This window comes from Nonomuraea sp. KM88, from assembly GCF_052245635.1.
In the GTDB taxonomy this organism is placed as follows: Bacteria; Actinomycetota; Actinomycetes; order Streptosporangiales; family Streptosporangiaceae; genus Nonomuraea.
This window is the reverse complement of record NZ_JBQQCC010000036.1, coordinates 1-16,164: the sequence shown is the minus strand read 5'-3', so window position 1 is coordinate 16,164 and position 16,164 is coordinate 1. Positions and strand designations below refer to the sequence as shown.

Here is a 16,164-nt window from a genome sequence, read left to right as displayed (position 1 = left end):
TAGTAAACGTGTGTTCAGCGGCATGGCAACCGGGGTCGTGGCGTCGTTCCACCGGCTCTCAGCAGGCGGTGGTGGCCCGGCTGTCGTAGTCCGGCAACGGGTCGGTGTTCTTGGGGCTCATGATGCGTTCGATGCCCGCCGGGGAGTCCAGGAGCGGTGACCGGGCGATGGCGTTCCTGATGCGGGCGCCGAGTCGGCTCTTGGGAATCATGAGCCGGAGGTTGGGGCCGACCTGTTGCATGCGCCGGACGGCATTTCGGAAACCGTCCTCGTATCGGCGGAAGGCGATCTCGTGGTCGCCGTCGGCGGTGGCGAGCTCGCCTGCCAGGCGGTAGGCGCCGACCATGGCCAGCCGGGCGCCGCAGCCCGACACCGGGGAAGCGCAGTAGGCGGCGTCGCCGACCAGAGCGATGCGGCCCGACGACCAAGAGGGCATACGAACCTGTGCGAGCGAGTCGACGTACAGGTCGGGGTCGGCCAGGGCCCGGTCGAGCAGCGCGGGCACATGCCAGCCGAGGCCGGTGAATGCCTCGCGCAGGAGGTCCTTGTGCCGGTCGATGTCGCGGTGGTCGTAGAGGAGCGGTTCGCGACGGTTGAACATGAAGTTGGCCTTGGCGCCCGTGTGGTTGCCCGAGCGATAGACGCCGGCCATCCTGCCTGGCTCGTTGTAGGCCGTGACCCAGCGGTTCTCGCCCAGGGCGGGATCGGCGTCGGCGAAGGCGAAGTAGTGGCCCAGGTACCGCAGGAACCGCGTCTCCGACCCGAAGGCGAGGCGGCGGACCGTGGAGTGAATGCCGTCGGCGCCGACGACCAGGTTGAACCTGCGCGGGGATCCGTGCTCGAAGGTGACCGCGACGCTGTCATCGTCCTGGCGCAGGCTCTGGATGGAGTCGCCGAAGACGTATTCGACGCCACGTTCGGCGGTCGCGTGCAGGATGGCCGCCAGATCGGCGCGCATGATCTCGACTTCGTCGCCTCTGGCCCGCAGGTCCATCCGAGCCAGGGGCTCGCCGCTGGCGTCCAGGAACGCCATACCCACTACGTCAGCCCCTGCCGCTCTGATGCGTGGCATGACGCCCATCCGCTCGGCCACCTCGATGGCCTGGTCGCGGACGTCGACGCCGTTACCGCCGGCGCGCAGACGCGAGGAGCGCTCGATCACCGTGGGTTCGAAGCCGCGCCTGCTCAGCCAGTGCGCGAGGGTGAGCCCGGCGATGCTCGCGCCGGAGATCAGGATGCGCCGGCTCATCGGAGCGTCACCGTCATCCGACGGGGAGTGCCCGTCGCCCGCAGCCTCCGGGCGAGCGTGTCGATGTCGTGCCGGTCGGCGCGTTCGCATGTCTCGTCGAGCCGTACGCCGGCGGCGGAATCAGGGGCGGTGAGCAGTGCTTGCATGGGCCCTCCCCAGGCACATAAATTACTGAAATGGGCATTCCAGTTAATGATGTGGAAGGGGCATTCCAGATGTCAACACCGAAGGCGGTCGAGGGTCAGCCGCGCCGGGCGGACGCCGTACGCAACCGGCGCCTTGCCCTGGAGGCCGCCAAAACGCTGCTCGCCCGGCCCGGGACGACTCTCAAAGTGGAGACCATCGCCCGCCAGGCCGGGTTGGGGGCCGCAACGGTCGTACGAGCCTTCGGCACCAAGGACGCGCTCATTGACGCGGCCGTCACCGACCTGCTCGGCCCTCTCCTTCGACGAGCCCAGGAGGCGCTGGCCGAAGACGACCCGGGCGCGGCGCTGCGCGGTTTCCTGCTCGAACTGATCAACTTTCAAGCGGCCCACTGGATCATGAGCGAACAGCTCGAAGGCCTGCAGGTCCCCTTGACCACCTTGCGGCGCGCCGAACTCCGCAACACGTTGCACGACCTGATCAGCCGGGCGCAGGATGCCGGAGCGATCAGAGCCGACCTTCACCCGGCCGTCACCACGGTGTTGCTGGGCGAGGCGGCCTACGCGATCGCACGCTCGAACGAGAGCTCCCCGGAACTGGCCGCCGGCTTCGTCACGGTCATGATGGACGGCCTGCGCCCACAACCTTCGGCACCCCATGCCCCATGACCAGGGAATCCTCGTTGCTCGCGTTCCAGATGCGGGCCGCTTCCCTCGTGGCGTCGCACCTCCTCGTGAACCGCGGTCAGAAGGTGGCGATCGGGTTGACCGGGCTCCCGGACGTACCGGCGAAGCGGACCGGCGCGACTGCGAGGTGGAAGTCCCACTGGCCGAGCTCGGCGGCCGTCGCCGCGCACGTCTCCAGGTCGCAGTTGTCGAGCATCCACAGACCCATCGCGACGAGGCTCACCGCGTGAACCGGCATCAACACGTCTTCGTACCCCGATGGCTGGACGTCCTGGGGGGTGTCGGCGCCGATCAGCGCGACCTCCCGTTCATGCAGCCACGGCAGGCAGGACGCGTGCCACCCGGCCTGCGTGAAACCGCTGACCGCGCCGGTCTCGTGCCGGACACGGCCGTAGCCGGTCCGCAGGAGCACCGCATCGCCGGATCGTACCCGCACACCCTGGCGACGCTCGGCCTCGTCGAGATCGTCGGGGAACACACCCTGCCCCGGTTCCAGCCACGGCACATCCCGCACGCTCGCAACGTCCAGCAGGACACCACGCGTGATGATGCCGTTCGCCGCCGCCGTGACGGACGCCCACGCCGATCCCGTCGCGGCGTCGACCAGCGAGTGCGACCGCCCGTTGTACATCGTGCCGTCCCAGAAGATGTGGCACGGCGAGTCGATGTGGGTGAGGGTGTTGCCGTGGAACGTGACGCCGATCCGCTCGGACGAGAAGCCCCACCGCCGGTCGGCGTGGAATGCGGCCACCGGCATGTTCTCGGCCCCCGGCATGTCGGCGGCGCACGGGCACGTCGTCGTCGACCGCTCCATCTCCTCCGGTACGGCAACCTCCCATGCGCACGACACGCTCCTGCCGTGGCGCACGGCCCGCGCCGCCGCCAGCCGGACGTCGTCGGTGATGTGGTTCAGGGTGCCGAGCTCGTCGTCGTCGCCCCACCGTCCCCAGTTCGACAGCGTGTCGAAGTAGCCGAGCACGTCGTCCTGTGTGGGCATCGGTCGCTCTGCCGTCATCCCAGCATCGACTCCTCCGGTCACGTGGTTCGAGGCGCCGCAGGCAGGGTATCCCGCCCTCTCCTTTGACACGACCTCGCCACGGCCGTCGACAACACCGAACCTCACGCGACAAACACGTGGCCGGGCCGAAGGACGATCAGGAGGGATGCCGCAGGTCGTAGGCGATGTGCCTGACCGCGTTGTGCAGGACCCGCACGCGCAGCTCGTCGGCGCGGGGCAGCGACAGGTTCACGGCCACCGCGGTCGCCGCCTCGGCCGCCGTCATGGGCTCGTCGTGGAGGGCTTCGGCCAGCACGAACGTGGCGTCGGCCATCGACTCCAGCCGACCCGCTTCTTCGGCGCTTGCCGGAGAGTGTTCGTGGCGCAGGCGGCCGACGCGGCGCCTGGCCTCGGTGACGCGCTCCAGCAGCCGCGTCTGCAGGGCCTCCCTCCGGGCGGTGTCCTGTTCGCCGCGCGCCGCGACCTCGCGTGCCAGGCCGTCCTCCAGGGCGGCCATCGGGAGCACGGTGGCCACCACCATCTCGACGATGTCCGGCGCACAGGCGGCCGAGGGGCCGGCCAGGATCCGGGCGAACGCCGGCTCGTCCAGGAAGGGCATCCGCGGGTTCAGGCACGAGGCGGGCACGAGAGCGTCCGGGCGCGGATCGGTCAGGGGGAAGACGAGCTGCGGCGCGCGCAGCCGTTCCGGCGTGAGCGTCCGCCCGCTGATCAGCTCGCCGAGCGCGAGGCTGCGCGCCTTGCGCGCCTGCGTCGGCAGCCCGCCGTCCAGGCCGATCTGGGACAGCAGGGGGTCGAGGGCGTGCGGGTCGTCGCCGGTGCGCTCGTCCGGGTTCACGAGATCGAACGTGGTCAGCATCCGCCCGCCGGCGGCATAGGCGACGGCGCTGTCCATCTCGGCGTTCCAGTGGACGCTCAAGGCCCGCCCCGAGCGTGACAGGCGCGTCAGCACCTCTTTCCTGCTGCCTTCGAACCCCTGCGGTTCGAGCGCGACCACCCACCCGTCCGCGAGGGTGAGCTGCAGCAGCTCACCCTGATCCCGATACTCCTCTTCGAGCTCCTCGAGCTCGTCAGGATCAGCCCACAGCCCGCCCGCCGGGTCGGCGCCGAAGTCCCCGGCCACCGCCTCCAGGTCGTTCCCCTGGCACCAGGTCAGGCAGAGCTCCCTCGGCAGCCCGGCCTTCAGCAGCAAGGCGAAGTGCTCATCAACGAGATCCACACGCCGCTCCTCGAAGTCGCGCCACGATGATGCCGGATCACAACGTGTTCGCCAGTATCGCGCTCGGGAGCGGGCCGGCATGAACCCGGAAGTCAGGACCCCTGCGGCGGGAGCGGTGCGGAAGCGAGGGGCGCCGGCGGCTGGTCAGGGGTCTCCTCCAGCCGCTGATACGCGGCTTCGATCACATCGTCGGCGTCGATGGACGCCTCCAGCAGCGTCATGCCCCGGTCGGTGCGTCTGGTCACGGCCCGACGCCAGCGATCAAGGTTCTCCCTGCTGAGTTCGAGGAACCGGCGGGCCGGTATCGACAGCGGGGAGGTCGAGGTGATGGCGTAGATCGCCCGTACGGCCAGCGGTTCGATCATGCGCAGGCTCGCTCCCCTGCGTCGAGCGTCCAGGGCCTGGCGCATCGGCAGGACAGCGGCTCCTGCGCCGGCGATGATCAGTGGCACCAGTCCGGCGGGTTCGCTGACGTCGACGACGACGGTGGGTTCGACGCCGATGGAGTCGAGGTAGGCACGCCCGAACCCCCGATCGACGATCATGGGCAGGCCGTCGAGCAGGGCGGCCGGGATCGGGTCGGGGAACGCGGCGCGCCAACTGGGCGGCAGCGCCAGCACGACCTCGCCCTCCCCGATGCGGAAGCAGTCGATTCCCTGCCGGGACACGGGCGCGACCGCGTAGGCGAGTTCGGCCTCGCCCGACCTGATCAGGTGCACGATCTCGTCGGTGTCGCCGTCGTGCTGCTTGAGCCGGACCGTGAACCCGGGATGTTGGCGGCGGAAGTGACCTACCCACGCGGCCAGGAAGTTGGACGTGAGGGAGGTGGAGATCGCCAGGTCGACCCGTCCGCGTTCGAGCCCCCGGTAACCCTCGGCGACCTGGCGGGCATGGTGCAGGTCACGGACGACCTGGCGGGCCGGCCCGACAAGCGCCTCACCGGCCGGGGCGAGCACCAGTCCGCGCCCGACCCGGCGGAACAGTTCCACGCCGAGGTCGCTCTCCAGGCGGCGGATGATCTGCGACAGGGACGGCTGTGCCAGGTAGAGCGCGGAGGCGGCCCGGGTGATGCTGCCCTGGTCGACGACGGCGAGGAAGCATTCGAGCTCGCGGACGTTCATGGTGCGATCCAATGTGCGCCCTGCTCACCAGGTCAAGCGCCGCGCCAGCCGGGCCCACCCGAGTCGGCCCCGGCGTGGGGCACCGTCTTGTCCGCCTCGACGGTGACACCGTCGAGGGTGAAGGGCAGTGATGGAACGGTGTAGCGGTCACCGTCCGGCCCGACCCCCGTGGTCAGGACTCCGCAGGCAAGCACGTCCGGCGCCTCGGCCACGTCGTGGTAGGTGCGCACCTCCGCGGCGACGATGCCGTGGTCGGCCAGCATCGCGAGGCACTCCTCCGTCCGCAGGACGCCGATGGCCTGCGAGATCTCCGCCAGGAGCGCCTCCCGGTTGGCGACCCGGGCGGGGTTGTCGGCGAAGCGCGGGTCGTCGAGCATCCACTTCCTGTCGATGAGCCGGCACAGCCGCGCGAAGTGGTCGGCGGTGTAGGCCGACAACACGATGGTCCCGTCGGCGGTGCGTACGAGGTCGGCGGCGGGAGCGACAGTCGCCTGGCCGTTTCCCTTGCGCCGCGGCTCCTGGCCGGAGGCGTGCCATTCGCCCCACATCGCCGACTGAAGGTGGATCGCGGCATCCAGCAGCGAGACCTCGGCGACCCCGCCCTCGCCGGTGCGCTCCCGGCGGAGGAGCGCGGCGAGGACGACCTGGACGACCGCGTAGCTGGCGGCGACGTCGGCGATGGGGAAGCCGACCCGGAGCGGATCACCGTCGAGCTCGCCGTTGATCGACATCAGTCCGCTCTCGGCCTGCGCGGCGATGTCGAGGCCGGCCCGGTTCGCCGAGGGGCCTCGGGAGCTGAAACCGCGGATCGAGACGTAGATGAGCCTGGGGTTGGCCGGTCGCAGGTCGTCGGGGCCGAGACCGAGGCGGGCCAGCGCGTCGGCCCGCAGGTTCTGCACGACGACGTCCGCCTCCGCGATCAGGCCCAGGGCGGTCTCCCTGTCGCCGGCCTGCTTGAGGTCGAGCACGATCGAGCGCTTGCCGCGGTTGTAGGCCAGGACGATGCCCTCGCCGTAGGCGCCGATGCCGCGTGCCTGGTCGCCGGCGGGCGGCTCGATCTTGATGACCTCGGCGCCGAGGTCGGACAGCATCTGCGTCGCCGCGGGTGCGGCGATGTAGTGGCCGAACTCGACGACGCGAACTCCCGCGAGAGGGGGGATCATGCCACTCCTACTCTCCGGTGAACACCGGTCTGCGCTTTTCCAGGAAGGCTTGGGCGGCCCGCCGCGCATCGCCGCTGCGGGCACAGTCGACCATACGGGGCACCTCCCGCCGCAGGTATTCGGGCAGCGTGGCCGTTCCGACGTCCGCCAGGTTCTGCTTGGCGTAGCGCATCGCCTTCGGTGCCTGCGCGGCGAGCTTGCCGGCCAGCGACCCGATCCGTGCCGCCAGATCGGTCGTGGTCTCGGTCACGAGTCCCAGGTCGGCCGCCTCGGCGGCGGTGAGCTTGACCGGGTCGAGCAGCAGCGCCCGCGCGCGGGCGCCGCCCACCGCGCGGGTCAGCAGCCAGGCGCTGCCCAGATCACCGGACACCGCGGCGCTGATGAACGCGGTGTTGAACACCGCCTCCCGCGCCGCGAGCCGGAAGTCGGCGGCCAGCGCGAGGCAGAGCCCCGCACCGGCGCAGGCGCCGTTGACGGCGGCGATCGTCGGCGAGGGGAAGTGCACGAGCGTCTCCACGATGGCCGAGGCCCGGCTCAGCCGTTCGCGGTCGTCGGCCACCGAACGTCCGCGCAGCGTGCGCGTCTCCTGGTCCTGGACGCTGTCCGACCCGACCCGCGCGAGGTCGGCGCCGACGCAGAAGTCGTCGCCCGCACCCGTGAGGACGAGGACGCGCAGGGCCTGTTCGGAACCGGCCCGCTCGATGGCGGCGAGCAGGTCCTGCACGAGGTGCCAGGAGATCGCGTTGCGGCGCTCCGGCCGGTTGAGGGTCACCGTGCCGACCCCGTCGCGCAGCTGGAACAGCACGGTTCCCGAGCCGATCGCCGTCCCGCTGTAAGTGGACCGGTGACATGGACTTTGGGCTCAGTGAAGAGCAGGTGGCGATGGGCGACGCCGTACGGCGCTGGCTCGATCGCCACCTGGACCTGGCGCGCGTGGCGCAGCACGCCGACACGCCCTCCGCCGGGCTCGACGCCGGCCTGCGACGTGCGGCGGCAGACCTCAACTGGCTCGGGGTGACGGCCGCGCCGTCGGACGGCGGTCTCGGACTCGGGCTGCTCGACCTCACCGTGGTCGCCGAGGCGCTGGGGGCCGGCCTCGCGCCGGCGGGCGTCGGAACGGCCATGGCCGCCTGCGACGTCCTCGCGACCTCGACCGACCCGGAGCAGCGGCGCCGCTGGCTCGCGCCGATGGTCGCGGGCGAGCTCGTCGGAGCGACCGCCCTGCGCGCTCCGGGCGGCTCGTGGGACCGCGACGGCATCGCCGTCGCCGCCACCGCCGACGGCATGCTCAACGGCGACGCCGGAATCGTCGGCCATGCGGAGGACGCCGACATCATGCTGGTCGCCGCCATGTCGGCGAGCGGCCCCGCTGTGTTCGTCGTGGCGGCCGGACATCCCGGGGTGTCGATCCGCGCGGTCGAGCCCGTCGACCGGACCATGCGAGCTGCACGGGTGACCGTGGCCGATGTGCCCGCCGAGCCGCTGAGCTGGGCGCACGACGACGTCTTCGAGCGCATCGTCCAGCGGCTGACCGTGCTGGTGAGCGCGGACCTCGTCGGCGCCGCGGGCACGGCGATGCGGATCACTCTTGATCACCTTCGCGGGCGGCGGCAGTTCGGCCGGGCGATCGGCGGCTTTCAGGCGATCCAGCACGAGCTGGCCGAGCTGCACGTCGCATGGACGACGATCACCGACGCGTTGTGGTACACCGCCCACGCCCACGACACCGGGCGCGACGACGCCGCGCTGATGACGTCGGTGGTCAAGAGCCGCGCCGCCGACCTGGCCCGCCGGATGTCGGCCGCGATGGTGCAGTTCCATGGCGCGATCGGCTTCACCTGGGAGCACAGCGCGCACCTGTTCTTCAAACGGCTCCACCGAGACGCCCACGACTTCGGCGACGACGGCTGGCACGACTCGATCGTCGCCACGGCCACCATCGGGCCGGGAACCCATCCTCCCCTGCCCCCTCCAGGAGGTGCCCCATGAGTATTCGTCCGGCCAGCAGGCGCGGCCGTGCGCCCGCGCTCCTCGCGGCCGTCGTACTCGTCGCCGCGGCATGCGGTGCGCCCGCGTCCCAGGGAGGCTATCCGACACGGGACATCCAGCTCATCGTGCCCTATCCAGCCGGAAGCGCCATCGACGCCACATCCCGTTCGCTGGTCGAGGTCGTCAACGACGAGGGCAAGCTCGGCCGGCGCGTCCAGGTGGTGAACAGGGAGGGCGGCGCGGGCTCGGTCGGCACCACGGCGACGCTGCGCGCCAAACCGGACGGGCACACGATCGGCCTCGTGCCGGACGGCCCGCTGACCTTGCTCCCGCGTACCGAGGAGGTCTCCTACGACCCGGTGGCGATCTCGGTGATCAGCGAGGTCACCACGTCGCCGGTGCTGTTCGTGGTTCCCGGCGACTCGCCGTACAAGAGCATCGGCGATCTGGTCGCAGCCGCCAAGGCCCGCCCAGGGGCCATCACGATCGCCGAGGGTCCGCTCAATTACGCCATCCCGGCCGGGAAGTTCGAGCAGCTGACAGGCACGCGGTTCAAGCACGTCAAGTTCGACGGCGACCAGGCGACCGTCACGGCCCTGCTCGGCGACAACGTCGAGGTGGGCGTCATGCAACTGGCCGGCGGGATGGCGCAGTTGAAGGCCGGGAAGCTCCGCGCGCTGGGGATCGCCTCCGCCGAGCCCGTCGAACTCGCCCCCGAGATCCAAACCTTCGCCCAGCAGGACGTCGCCCTGGAGTGGGAGGCGTACAACGTGTTGATCGCGCCGCAGGGACTGCCCGGCGACGTCCAGCGGAAACTGAGCGAGGTGTTCGGCTCGGCCGTCCAGAGCCAGAAGTTCGCCGAGGCGGCGCGGAAGCTGGGGCTGGTCGTCAGCGGGGCCGACGGTGAGACGGCCAAGGCGCGGCTGGCCGAGAAGACCGCGGAGGCGGCGAACCTGATCGCGCCGAAATGAGGGGAACGGGTCCTGTGCGAGGGATCGCCAAGCCGGATGCGATCGCCGCCGGGGCGCTGCTGGTGCTGGGCCTGCTGTACGGCGCGCTGGCCCTCGATGGGGGCCTGGGGACGTTGGCGGACAGCGGGGCGGGCTTCTTTCCCTTCGTCGTCGCCCTGGTGCTGGTCGCCGCCAGTGGCGTCGTCCTTCTGCAGAGCCGCCGACGGACGCCGCGCGGCGTCACCCCACCGGAGGACGACGCGGAAGGCGAGGGCGACGGCGAGGTGCGCTGGTGGCGGATCGCCGGCGTGCTGGCCGCCGCCCTGCTGGTGCCGGCGGTGGGCGACACCGTGGGGATGATCGTGACGTTGGCGATCTCCCTGGTCCTGATGGCCAAGGTCATGGGGGTCTCCCGATGGAGCAGCGCCGTGATCTTCGGCTTCGCCTTCGGCGCGGCCACCTGGTTGATCTTCGTGCGCTGGCTGTCGGTCCCCCTGCCGGGCGGCACGCTCGGCCTGTTCTGAACGGAAGGACGCCCCGTGGGCGACGCGATCGACAACCTCGGCGCGGGCTTCGCCGCCTTCGCCGATCCGGCCTACGTCATCCTCGCGCTGGTCGGCGTGGTCCTCGGCACGATGGTCGGCGTGCTGCCCGGGATCGGGCCGATCGGCGCGATGTCGGTCCTGCTCGGGATGACCACGCAGTTGGGCCCGACAGGATCGCTGATCCTGTTCGCCGGCATCTATTTCGGCTCCACGTACGGTGGGTCGACGACCTCGATCCTGCTCAACGTACCCGGTGAGGCGTCGTCGGTGGTCACAGCGCTCGACGGCCACGAGATGACAAAACGGGGCAGAGCGGGGCCCGCGCTGACCATCGCGGCGCTCTCGTCGTTCCTGGCAGGCACCATCGCCATCTTCGGTCTCATGATGTCGGCGCCGTGGCTGAGCGGGCTGGCGGTCAAGCTCGGTCCGCCCGAATACCTGGCACTGTGCGTCGCGGGACTCCTGCTGCTGGCGGCGCTCGCCGACGGCTCCGTCGCGAAAGCGATCGTCATGATCTGCGCCGGCCTGGCGATCGGCACGGTCGGAATCGACCCGGCCGGCGGTGACCTGAGGTTCACCATGGGATCCGACACCCTGGCCGAGGGCTTCAGCTTCATCGCCCTGGTCATGGGGGCCTTCGGCGTGGCGGAAGCGCTCACGATGGTCGGCCGGCGCCGGCGCCCGAAGCCCGTCAAGGCCCCACGGCTCAGGGAACTCCTGCCCAGCGGGCAGGAGGCCCGCCAGGCGGCTCCGGCGGCGGTGCGAGGCTCGGTGATCGGCTTCCTGCTGGGACTGGTGCCCGGCCCCGCCGCCGTGCTGTCGACGTTCGCCTCCTACGTCGTCGAGCGGAAGATCTCCAGGAACCCTGACAAGTTCGGCAAGGGCGCCGTCGAGGGGGTGTCCGGCCCTGAGGCGGCCAACAACGCCGCGGCCGGCGCGGCGTTCGTTCCGCTGCTGGCGCTCGGGATCCCGTTCGCGCCGACCATGGCACTCGTACTCGCAGCCCTGCTGCTCAACGGCATCGTTCCCGGCCCGACGTTCGTCGAGGACCAGCCCGACCTGTTCTGGACCGTGATCGCCGCGATGTACATCGCCAACCTGATGCTGCTGGTGCTCAACCTTCCGCTGGTGGGACTCTTCACCCGCCTGCTGTCCATCCCGCCGCAGACGTTGATGCCGCTCGTGATCGGCCTGTGCGTCGTTGGCGTGTACGCCGAGAACAACTCGATGTTCGACGTCGTGGTCATGCTGGTCGCGGGACTGCTCGGATTCATGCTGCGCCGGGCAGGGTTCAGCATGGCCCCCTTCGTGCTGGCAGTCGTCCTCCAGCCCACGCTCGAAGTCTCGCTGCGCCAGACCCTGGCCTACTCCGACGGAAACCCCGGATACGTCCTCGGACGGCCCGTCACGATGGTGATCCTCGGCCTCGTCATCCTGGCCGTGATCGTGTCGGCGCGGCGAGCGCTCCTCGCGCGAAGGGACACGGGGCAACGCCCCGCTCCGGTCACGGACCAGCACACGCCCACGCCCGGCGGGTGACCGTTGACCCCGCTCTGCCATGGACGTCGTCGTTCCCAAGCGTGCGCCGCACAGGTGCCCAGGAACAACTCGGCTCAGTCCGGATCCTCCCATAGCAGCCAGCGGTGCCGGCGGTTCAGCCAGTCGCTGTCGAGACGCTCACCTGTCATCCGCGCGCAAACTGCGAGAACAGACGCTTTCACAAGAAGATCGTTTTCGGTGAACTCCAGGCCGTCGACATATGGATCCAGCTCGCTGCTCTCGATGGCCGACCTGCGCGAATAATCCCAAAGTCGAAGGTCTGCGACCATCTGGGAGCGTACGACGTAGCTCAGATTGTACGTTCCGTGACCGCATAACACGCTGATCGCTCGGTCGAACTGCGACAGGCGCTGCAACACGTGCCAGAGATTTCCCTTGTAGCCGTCGGGCTCCACGGTTACTACCCACTCGCCCAGTTCGCCCACGATGGCCGCGCATCCGATGCCGGCGGCCTCGAACGCCTCGTAGCTCTCCTCAACCGCTTCGGGGTAAGTGTAGTAGCGGCCGGTGTCGAGGTCGCCGAAGGCTGTGGCCACCTCGTCGATGCTGATGCCATGGGAGAAAGTGATGCTCATGGATTCGGTGAACCACTCCGACACAATGTCGCGATAATCAGTATCGATGTCATGCATCGCGACTTCGATCCGTCCGAGCGGTGCCGCCAGATCCAGAAGCTGGTCCTGATTGTTTCGTCATCGCGGTGTGGTGACGATCGCTCCTTCGGCCAGTTTCCGCAAGACGCTCGACGCCGGCCGCTTTCGCACAGGCATCAAGCAACTCGGCTAGCTGTTCACGAGCCGTGCCGGACACGGCATCCCCCTTTTCTTGCCGCGGAAGTAGCAGCTCCGCCTCCGGCCGGCCCGCGACCACGAGACACGGCCAGGCCACGCCGCAGCCATGCTCACCTCGACGGACGATCGCGGTTCCGGACCATGCTGGACGCGTAACCCAGCAGAGGAAGGAAGACTTCGTCGGTGACCGCGGCCAGGTCGGCGTCGGATGGCCGGATTCCGAAGACCACGAAGTCGTCCCGCAGCAGGCTGATCGGCAGGGTTATCACGCGTCGCGGCCAGGGGCCGGGTGGGATCTGACCGCGCTCGGCCGCGCGTTCCAGCACCGTGGACATGGCGTCCGACAGGGTCGAGCCGGCGATGAGGTCCCGCAATCGCTGCGCCAGCTGCGGGTCGTGAACCGTGTCCGCGATCAGTCCGGAGACCGTGTCGCGGCGGGTGTCGGCGAGGTTCGCCTGCGCCTGGCGCAACAGGGCCAGCACGTCGTCGCGCAGGTCGCCGGTGTCGGGGACCGGCACGTTGGCGAACCGGCTCCCCAGCGTGTCCAGCACCAGCTCGGGCAGGCTGCTCCAGCGGCGGTACAACACGGGTTTGCTGGTGCCGGCCCGGTTGGCGATGCCGCTCATGGTGGACTTCGCGTAACCCAGTTCGGCCAGTTCCTCGCGAGCCGCGTCCAGGATGGCGTTTTCGAGCTCGGCTCCCCGGCGGCGCGACATGGTCTCGACTGTGGACGGGTCCGTCCTCGGTGTGTTCGGCATCACAGCTCCCAAGAAACCTTGCGTTTCCTGATCGCCGAGCCTATCTTGTGAACAAGAAACCAATGGTTTCTTATTTCGAGAGGTGACATCATGACAATCTCCGCCGCTCAGACTCCTCCGGCGTTCCCGATGCCCCGCTCCTGCCCGTTCGGTCCGCCGCCGCAGTACGCGCAGGTCAGACAGGAGGCACCGATTTCGCGGGTGACCCTGCAGGACGGCACGCAAGCGTGGCTGATCACCGGGCACGCCTTCGCGCGGGAGTTCCTGTCCAGCAACAAGATCAGCTCGAACCGCGCGAACCCCGGCTTCCCGCAGCTCGTTCCAGGGGTGGCCTCGGTGCCACTGAAGGGCACGATCGTCGCCATGGACCCGCCGGAGCATTCCCAGCACCGGCGCATGATCACCAACGAGTTCACCGTCAGGCGGGTCAAGCAGATGCGGCCGGAGATCCAGCGGATCACCGACCGATCCATCGACGAGATGCTGGCCGGACCGCGGCCGGCCGACCTGGTGGAAGCCTTGTCGCTGCCGGTGCCGTCGCTGGTGATCTGCGAGCTGCTGGGAGTGCCCTACGTTGACCGCGGCCAATTCCAGAGCAGAACCAAGATCATTCTCAGTCGCAACTCGACAGGCGACCAGCGACGTGACACCGCACTGTGGTTGCGCCAGTACATCAACGACCTGGTCGCGGGCAAGGAGGCCGAGCCGGGCGAGGACCTGCTGAGCCGGCTCATCGACAAGTACTGCGACATCGACGCCTATGACCGCGAGACCATGACGGGAATCGGGCTGCTGCTGCTGGTCGGCGGTCACGAGACCACCGCCAACATGATCTCGCTGAGCGTGGCCTCGCTTCTGGACGATCCGAAACTGCTGGCCGGGTTGCGGGAGCGGCCCGAACGGACCCCGCAACTGGTCGAAGAGCTGCTGCGGTTCCACTCCATCGTCGACAACGCCACCTCCCGGGTGGTCGTCGAGGATTTCGAACTCGGCGGCATCACCTTCCGCGCCGGCGACGGCGTCATCGTGGCGGCCGCGGCCGCCAGCCACGACCCGGACGTGTTCGCGCGGCCGGATCAGATCGACGTCGACCGCGGTGCACGGCACCACCTGGCCTTCGGTTTCGGGATCCACCAGTGCCTCGGACAGAACCTGGCCCGGCTGGAGCTGGAGATCGTGCTGAACACGTTGTTCGCACGGATCCCGGACCTGGCGCTGGCGGACCCGGTAGAGCGCCTGCCGTTCAAGAGCGACGCGCTCGTCTACGGCATCCACCGGCTGCCGGTGACCTGGTAGACGAAGGAGACGCCGTAATGAAGATCACATGGAACGAGGAAAGATGCTGCGGTTCGGGCCAATGCGTGCTCGCCGCCCCAGACCTCTTCGATCAGCGAGAGGAGGACGGGCTCGCGGTTCTGTTGCATCCGTACCCTGAAGCGGAGCAACACGCATCCGCCCGGGAGGCGGCCCTGGTGTGTCCAGGACGGGCGATCTCGATCGAGGGATCACCGTAGTGGACAAGATCGTCATCGTGGGCGCGTCCGCGGCGGGCATCAGCGCCGCGGACGCCCTGCGACAACGTGGCTTCACCGGCCGGATCACCCTGTTGGGCAGCGAATCCCATCTGCCCTATGACCGCCCGCCGCTGTCCAAGCAGTTGCTGTCCGGCCAGTGGGAGCCGGAACGGCTGCGGCTGCGCAGCGCCGAACAGCTGACAGAGCTGGACCTGAACCTGCGGTTGGGCGCCACCGCGACCGGCCTGGATCCCCACCGGCGGGAGATCGTGCTGGCCGAAGGCGAGCCGGTCGATTACGACGGCTTGATCATCGCCACCGGCGCGGCCCCGCGGCGGCTGCCCGGTGGCGATCTGGCCGGCGTGCACTATCTGCGCACTCTGGACGACGCGCTGGCCCTGCGATCCCGGATGCGACCGGAATCGCGAATGGTGGTCATCGGTGCCGGGTTCATCGGCGCCGAGGCCGCCGCGGTGGCCCGCGACATCGGCCTGTCGGTCACCATGGTCGATCCGGCCGCCGCGCCGATGCTGCGGGCGTTCGGCAAGTCCGTTGCGGAACTGCTGGCCGCACTCCATGTCGACAGGGGGGTGGACCTGCGGTGCGGCACCGGCGCCTCCTCGTTGATCTCCGAGCGGGGAGCGGTAACCGGCGTGGTGCTGGACACCGGCGAGCGGATACCCGCCGATGTGGTGGTCGTCGGCATCGGCGCGATTCCCAACACCGGCTGGCTGGCCGGCAGCGGGTTGCTGAGCGACGGGCGCCTCGACTGCGACGAGTACTGCGCGGTGGCGTCCGGCGTGTACGCGGCCGGGGACGTGGCGAGCTGGTTCAACCCGCTGTTCGGCACCCGGATGCGGGTGGAACACCGCACCAGCGCCGCCGAGCACGCGCGTGCCGCCGCGACCAATCTGCTGGCGGCACCGGCGGACCGACGTCCCTTCGCAAGCGTCCCGTACTTCTGGACCGACCAGTACGACCTGAAGGTGCAGGCCTGGGGCCACTTCGACGAATCCTGCGACCTAGCGGTGCGGCACGGCGATCTTTCCGAACGCAAATTCGTGGCGGTGTACGGCCGCGACGGCCGGGTGGTCGGCGCCATCGGAGCCGGCATGCCGAAGCAACTCCGGGAAGCCCGCAGCCTGATCGTCGAGAAGGCAGAGTTCCCCGGCTAAAGCTCGCCATTGGCTCGACTCTGTCGGGAATCGTCTCGGACGGTCGAGGCCAGCCGCTGGCGGCTCGCCCGGACTTCACCCGGGGGACCTGTCGATCGGGGAGACCTGGAAGGCGATCGCCGCCTGTCACGGTGTGTCCCGCAGCGCCCCGGCAGTCCTGGTGGCTCTGTTCCAGGCCAGCAGCACCGGCACTCCCGCGACCAGCCCGGCGGCGCCGGCGATCGCCAGGCCGTGCTCCGGTCCGGCCGCTTCGACGAGGAGGCCGCCGAGCAGGATGCCCAGCCC

17 protein-coding genes are annotated in these 16,164 nt (G+C 69.7%); 8 read left to right on the top strand and 9 right to left on the bottom strand.

What is annotated here, in order from left to right:
- Positions 1-58: 58 nt before the first annotated feature.
- Together ACTWPV_RS48260 and ACTWPV_RS48255 are read right to left on the bottom strand one after the other, a co-directional pair.
- Positions 59-1,249, bottom strand: a complete 1,191-nt coding sequence (locus ACTWPV_RS48260) for an FAD-dependent monooxygenase (RefSeq protein WP_443156999.1) — start codon at positions 1,247-1,249, stop codon at positions 59-61.
- Positions 1,246-1,395 carry a hypothetical protein gene (locus ACTWPV_RS48255; RefSeq protein ID WP_443156998.1) on the bottom strand — a complete coding sequence of 50 codons (150 nt, stop codon included), beginning with the start codon at positions 1,393-1,395 and terminating at the stop codon, positions 1,246-1,248. Before ACTWPV_RS48255 ends, ACTWPV_RS48260 begins: the two co-directional genes overlap by 4 nt.
- A 69-nt stretch (positions 1,396-1,464) precedes the next feature.
- Between ACTWPV_RS48255 and ACTWPV_RS48250 the strand changes: the two genes are divergently transcribed.
- Positions 1,465-2,061 carry a TetR/AcrR family transcriptional regulator gene (locus tag ACTWPV_RS48250; RefSeq protein WP_443156997.1) on the top strand — a complete coding sequence of 199 codons (597 nt, stop codon included), beginning with the start codon at positions 1,465-1,467 and terminating at the stop codon, positions 2,059-2,061.
- Between the two features lie 76 nt (positions 2,062-2,137).
- On the opposite strand, the gene ACTWPV_RS48245 is transcribed toward ACTWPV_RS48250, so the two are convergent.
- The 5 genes from ACTWPV_RS48245 to ACTWPV_RS48225 all read right to left on the bottom strand — a co-directional run bounded on the left by ACTWPV_RS48245 (position 2,138) and on the right by ACTWPV_RS48225 (position 7,402).
- Positions 2,138-3,094 (bottom strand): cyclase family protein, encoded by a 957-nt coding sequence (locus ACTWPV_RS48245; protein ID WP_443156996.1) that lies wholly within the window; start codon positions 3,092-3,094, stop codon positions 2,138-2,140.
- Positions 3,095-3,233: 139 nt separating this feature from the next.
- Positions 3,234-4,313, bottom strand: a complete 1,080-nt coding sequence (locus ACTWPV_RS48240) for a DUF6461 domain-containing protein (protein ID WP_443156995.1) — start codon at positions 4,311-4,313, stop codon at positions 3,234-3,236.
- A 92-nt stretch (positions 4,314-4,405) separates the two neighbouring features.
- Entirely contained in the window at positions 4,406-5,434 is a 1,029-nt protein-coding gene (locus ACTWPV_RS48235; protein WP_443156994.1) for a LysR family transcriptional regulator, read from the bottom strand.
- Between the two features lie 32 nt (positions 5,435-5,466).
- On the bottom strand, positions 5,467-6,597 hold the full coding sequence (locus ACTWPV_RS48230; protein ID WP_347647699.1) for a CaiB/BaiF CoA transferase family protein: 1,131 nt from the start codon (positions 6,595-6,597) through the stop codon (positions 5,467-5,469).
- 7 nt (positions 6,598-6,604) lie between these two features.
- On the bottom strand, positions 6,605-7,402 hold the full coding sequence (locus tag ACTWPV_RS48225; RefSeq protein WP_443156993.1) for an enoyl-CoA hydratase/isomerase family protein: 798 nt from the start codon (positions 7,400-7,402) through the stop codon (positions 6,605-6,607).
- A 44-nt stretch (positions 7,403-7,446) separates the two neighbouring features.
- Here ACTWPV_RS48225 and ACTWPV_RS48220 point away from each other — a divergent pair, with 44 nt between their 5' ends.
- Genes ACTWPV_RS48220 through ACTWPV_RS48205 form a run of 4 tightly spaced genes read left to right on the top strand, consistent with a single transcriptional unit; the run spans position 7,447 to position 11,620 of the window.
- A complete protein-coding gene (locus tag ACTWPV_RS48220) occupies positions 7,447-8,586 on the top strand; it encodes an acyl-CoA dehydrogenase family protein (RefSeq protein ID WP_443156992.1) in 1,140 nt (379 codons plus the stop codon).
- Positions 8,583-9,557, top strand: coding sequence for a tripartite tricarboxylate transporter substrate binding protein (locus tag ACTWPV_RS48215; protein WP_443156991.1), 975 nt, complete (start codon positions 8,583-8,585; stop codon positions 9,555-9,557). The genes ACTWPV_RS48220 and ACTWPV_RS48215 overlap by 4 nt, the downstream gene beginning before the upstream one ends.
- Before the next feature lie 14 nt (positions 9,558-9,571).
- Positions 9,572-10,060, top strand: a complete 489-nt coding sequence (locus ACTWPV_RS48210; protein WP_443156990.1) for a tripartite tricarboxylate transporter TctB family protein — start codon at positions 9,572-9,574, stop codon at positions 10,058-10,060.
- Positions 10,061-10,075: 15 nt separating this feature from the next.
- On the top strand, positions 10,076-11,620 hold the full coding sequence (locus tag ACTWPV_RS48205; RefSeq protein ID WP_443156989.1) for a tripartite tricarboxylate transporter permease: 1,545 nt from the start codon (positions 10,076-10,078) through the stop codon (positions 11,618-11,620).
- Positions 11,621-11,694: 74 nt separating this feature from the next.
- On the opposite strand, the gene ACTWPV_RS48200 is transcribed toward ACTWPV_RS48205, so the two are convergent.
- Both ACTWPV_RS48200 and ACTWPV_RS48195 read right to left on the bottom strand, forming a co-directional pair.
- Complete coding sequence (locus tag ACTWPV_RS48200) at positions 11,695-12,273, bottom strand: DUF6461 domain-containing protein (RefSeq protein WP_443156988.1); 579 nt, start codon at positions 12,271-12,273, stop codon at positions 11,695-11,697.
- A gap of 269 nt (positions 12,274-12,542) precedes the next feature.
- Positions 12,543-13,190, bottom strand: coding sequence for a TetR/AcrR family transcriptional regulator (locus ACTWPV_RS48195; RefSeq protein ID WP_443156987.1), 648 nt, complete (start codon positions 13,188-13,190; stop codon positions 12,543-12,545).
- Between the two features lie 90 nt (positions 13,191-13,280).
- Between ACTWPV_RS48195 and ACTWPV_RS48190 the strand changes: the two genes are divergently transcribed.
- Genes ACTWPV_RS48190 through ACTWPV_RS48180 form a run of 3 tightly spaced genes read left to right on the top strand, consistent with a single transcriptional unit; the run spans position 13,281 to position 15,879 of the window.
- The gene (locus ACTWPV_RS48190) at positions 13,281-14,486 is read left to right on the top strand and encodes a cytochrome P450 (protein WP_443156986.1); all 1,206 of its coding nucleotides are present in this window, start codon (positions 13,281-13,283) and stop codon (positions 14,484-14,486) included.
- 17 nt (positions 14,487-14,503) lie between these two features.
- On the top strand, positions 14,504-14,704 hold the full coding sequence (locus tag ACTWPV_RS48185) for a ferredoxin (RefSeq protein ID WP_443156985.1): 201 nt from the start codon (positions 14,504-14,506) through the stop codon (positions 14,702-14,704).
- A complete protein-coding gene (locus ACTWPV_RS48180; RefSeq protein WP_443156984.1) occupies positions 14,704-15,879 on the top strand; it encodes an NAD(P)/FAD-dependent oxidoreductase in 1,176 nt (391 codons plus the stop codon). The genes ACTWPV_RS48185 and ACTWPV_RS48180 overlap by 1 nt, the downstream gene beginning before the upstream one ends.
- Positions 15,880-16,164: the final 285 nt, after the last annotated feature.

Excerpts from the sequence above, each read along its gene's own strand:
- ACTWPV_RS48260 (WP_443156999.1), bottom strand. The coding sequence starts at position 1,249 with ATGAGCCGGCGCATCCTGATCTCCGGCGCGAGCATCGCCGGGCTCACC.
- ACTWPV_RS48255 (WP_443156998.1), bottom strand. The coding sequence starts at position 1,395 with ATGCAAGCACTGCTCACCGCCCCTGATTCCGCCGCCGGCGTACGGCTC.
- ACTWPV_RS48250 (WP_443156997.1), top strand. The coding sequence starts at position 1,465 with ATGTCAACACCGAAGGCGGTCGAGGGTCAGCCGCGCCGGGCGGACGCC.
- ACTWPV_RS48245 (WP_443156996.1), bottom strand. The coding sequence starts at position 3,094 with ATGACGGCAGAGCGACCGATGCCCACACAGGACGACGTGCTCGGCTAC.
- ACTWPV_RS48235 (WP_443156994.1), bottom strand. The coding sequence starts at position 5,434 with ATGAACGTCCGCGAGCTCGAATGCTTCCTCGCCGTCGTCGACCAGGGC.
- ACTWPV_RS48230 (WP_347647699.1), bottom strand. The coding sequence starts at position 6,597 with ATGATCCCCCCTCTCGCGGGAGTTCGCGTCGTCGAGTTCGGCCACTAC.
- ACTWPV_RS48220 (WP_443156992.1), top strand. The coding sequence starts at position 7,447 with ATGGACTTTGGGCTCAGTGAAGAGCAGGTGGCGATGGGCGACGCCGTA.
- ACTWPV_RS48215 (WP_443156991.1), top strand. The coding sequence starts at position 8,583 with ATGAGTATTCGTCCGGCCAGCAGGCGCGGCCGTGCGCCCGCGCTCCTC.
- ACTWPV_RS48200 (WP_443156988.1), bottom strand. The coding sequence starts at position 12,273 with ATGCATGACATCGATACTGATTATCGCGACATTGTGTCGGAGTGGTTC.
- ACTWPV_RS48195 (WP_443156987.1), bottom strand. The coding sequence starts at position 13,190 with ATGCCGAACACACCGAGGACGGACCCGTCCACAGTCGAGACCATGTCG.
- ACTWPV_RS48190 (WP_443156986.1), top strand. The coding sequence starts at position 13,281 with ATGACAATCTCCGCCGCTCAGACTCCTCCGGCGTTCCCGATGCCCCGC.
- ACTWPV_RS48185 (WP_443156985.1), top strand. The coding sequence starts at position 14,504 with ATGAAGATCACATGGAACGAGGAAAGATGCTGCGGTTCGGGCCAATGC.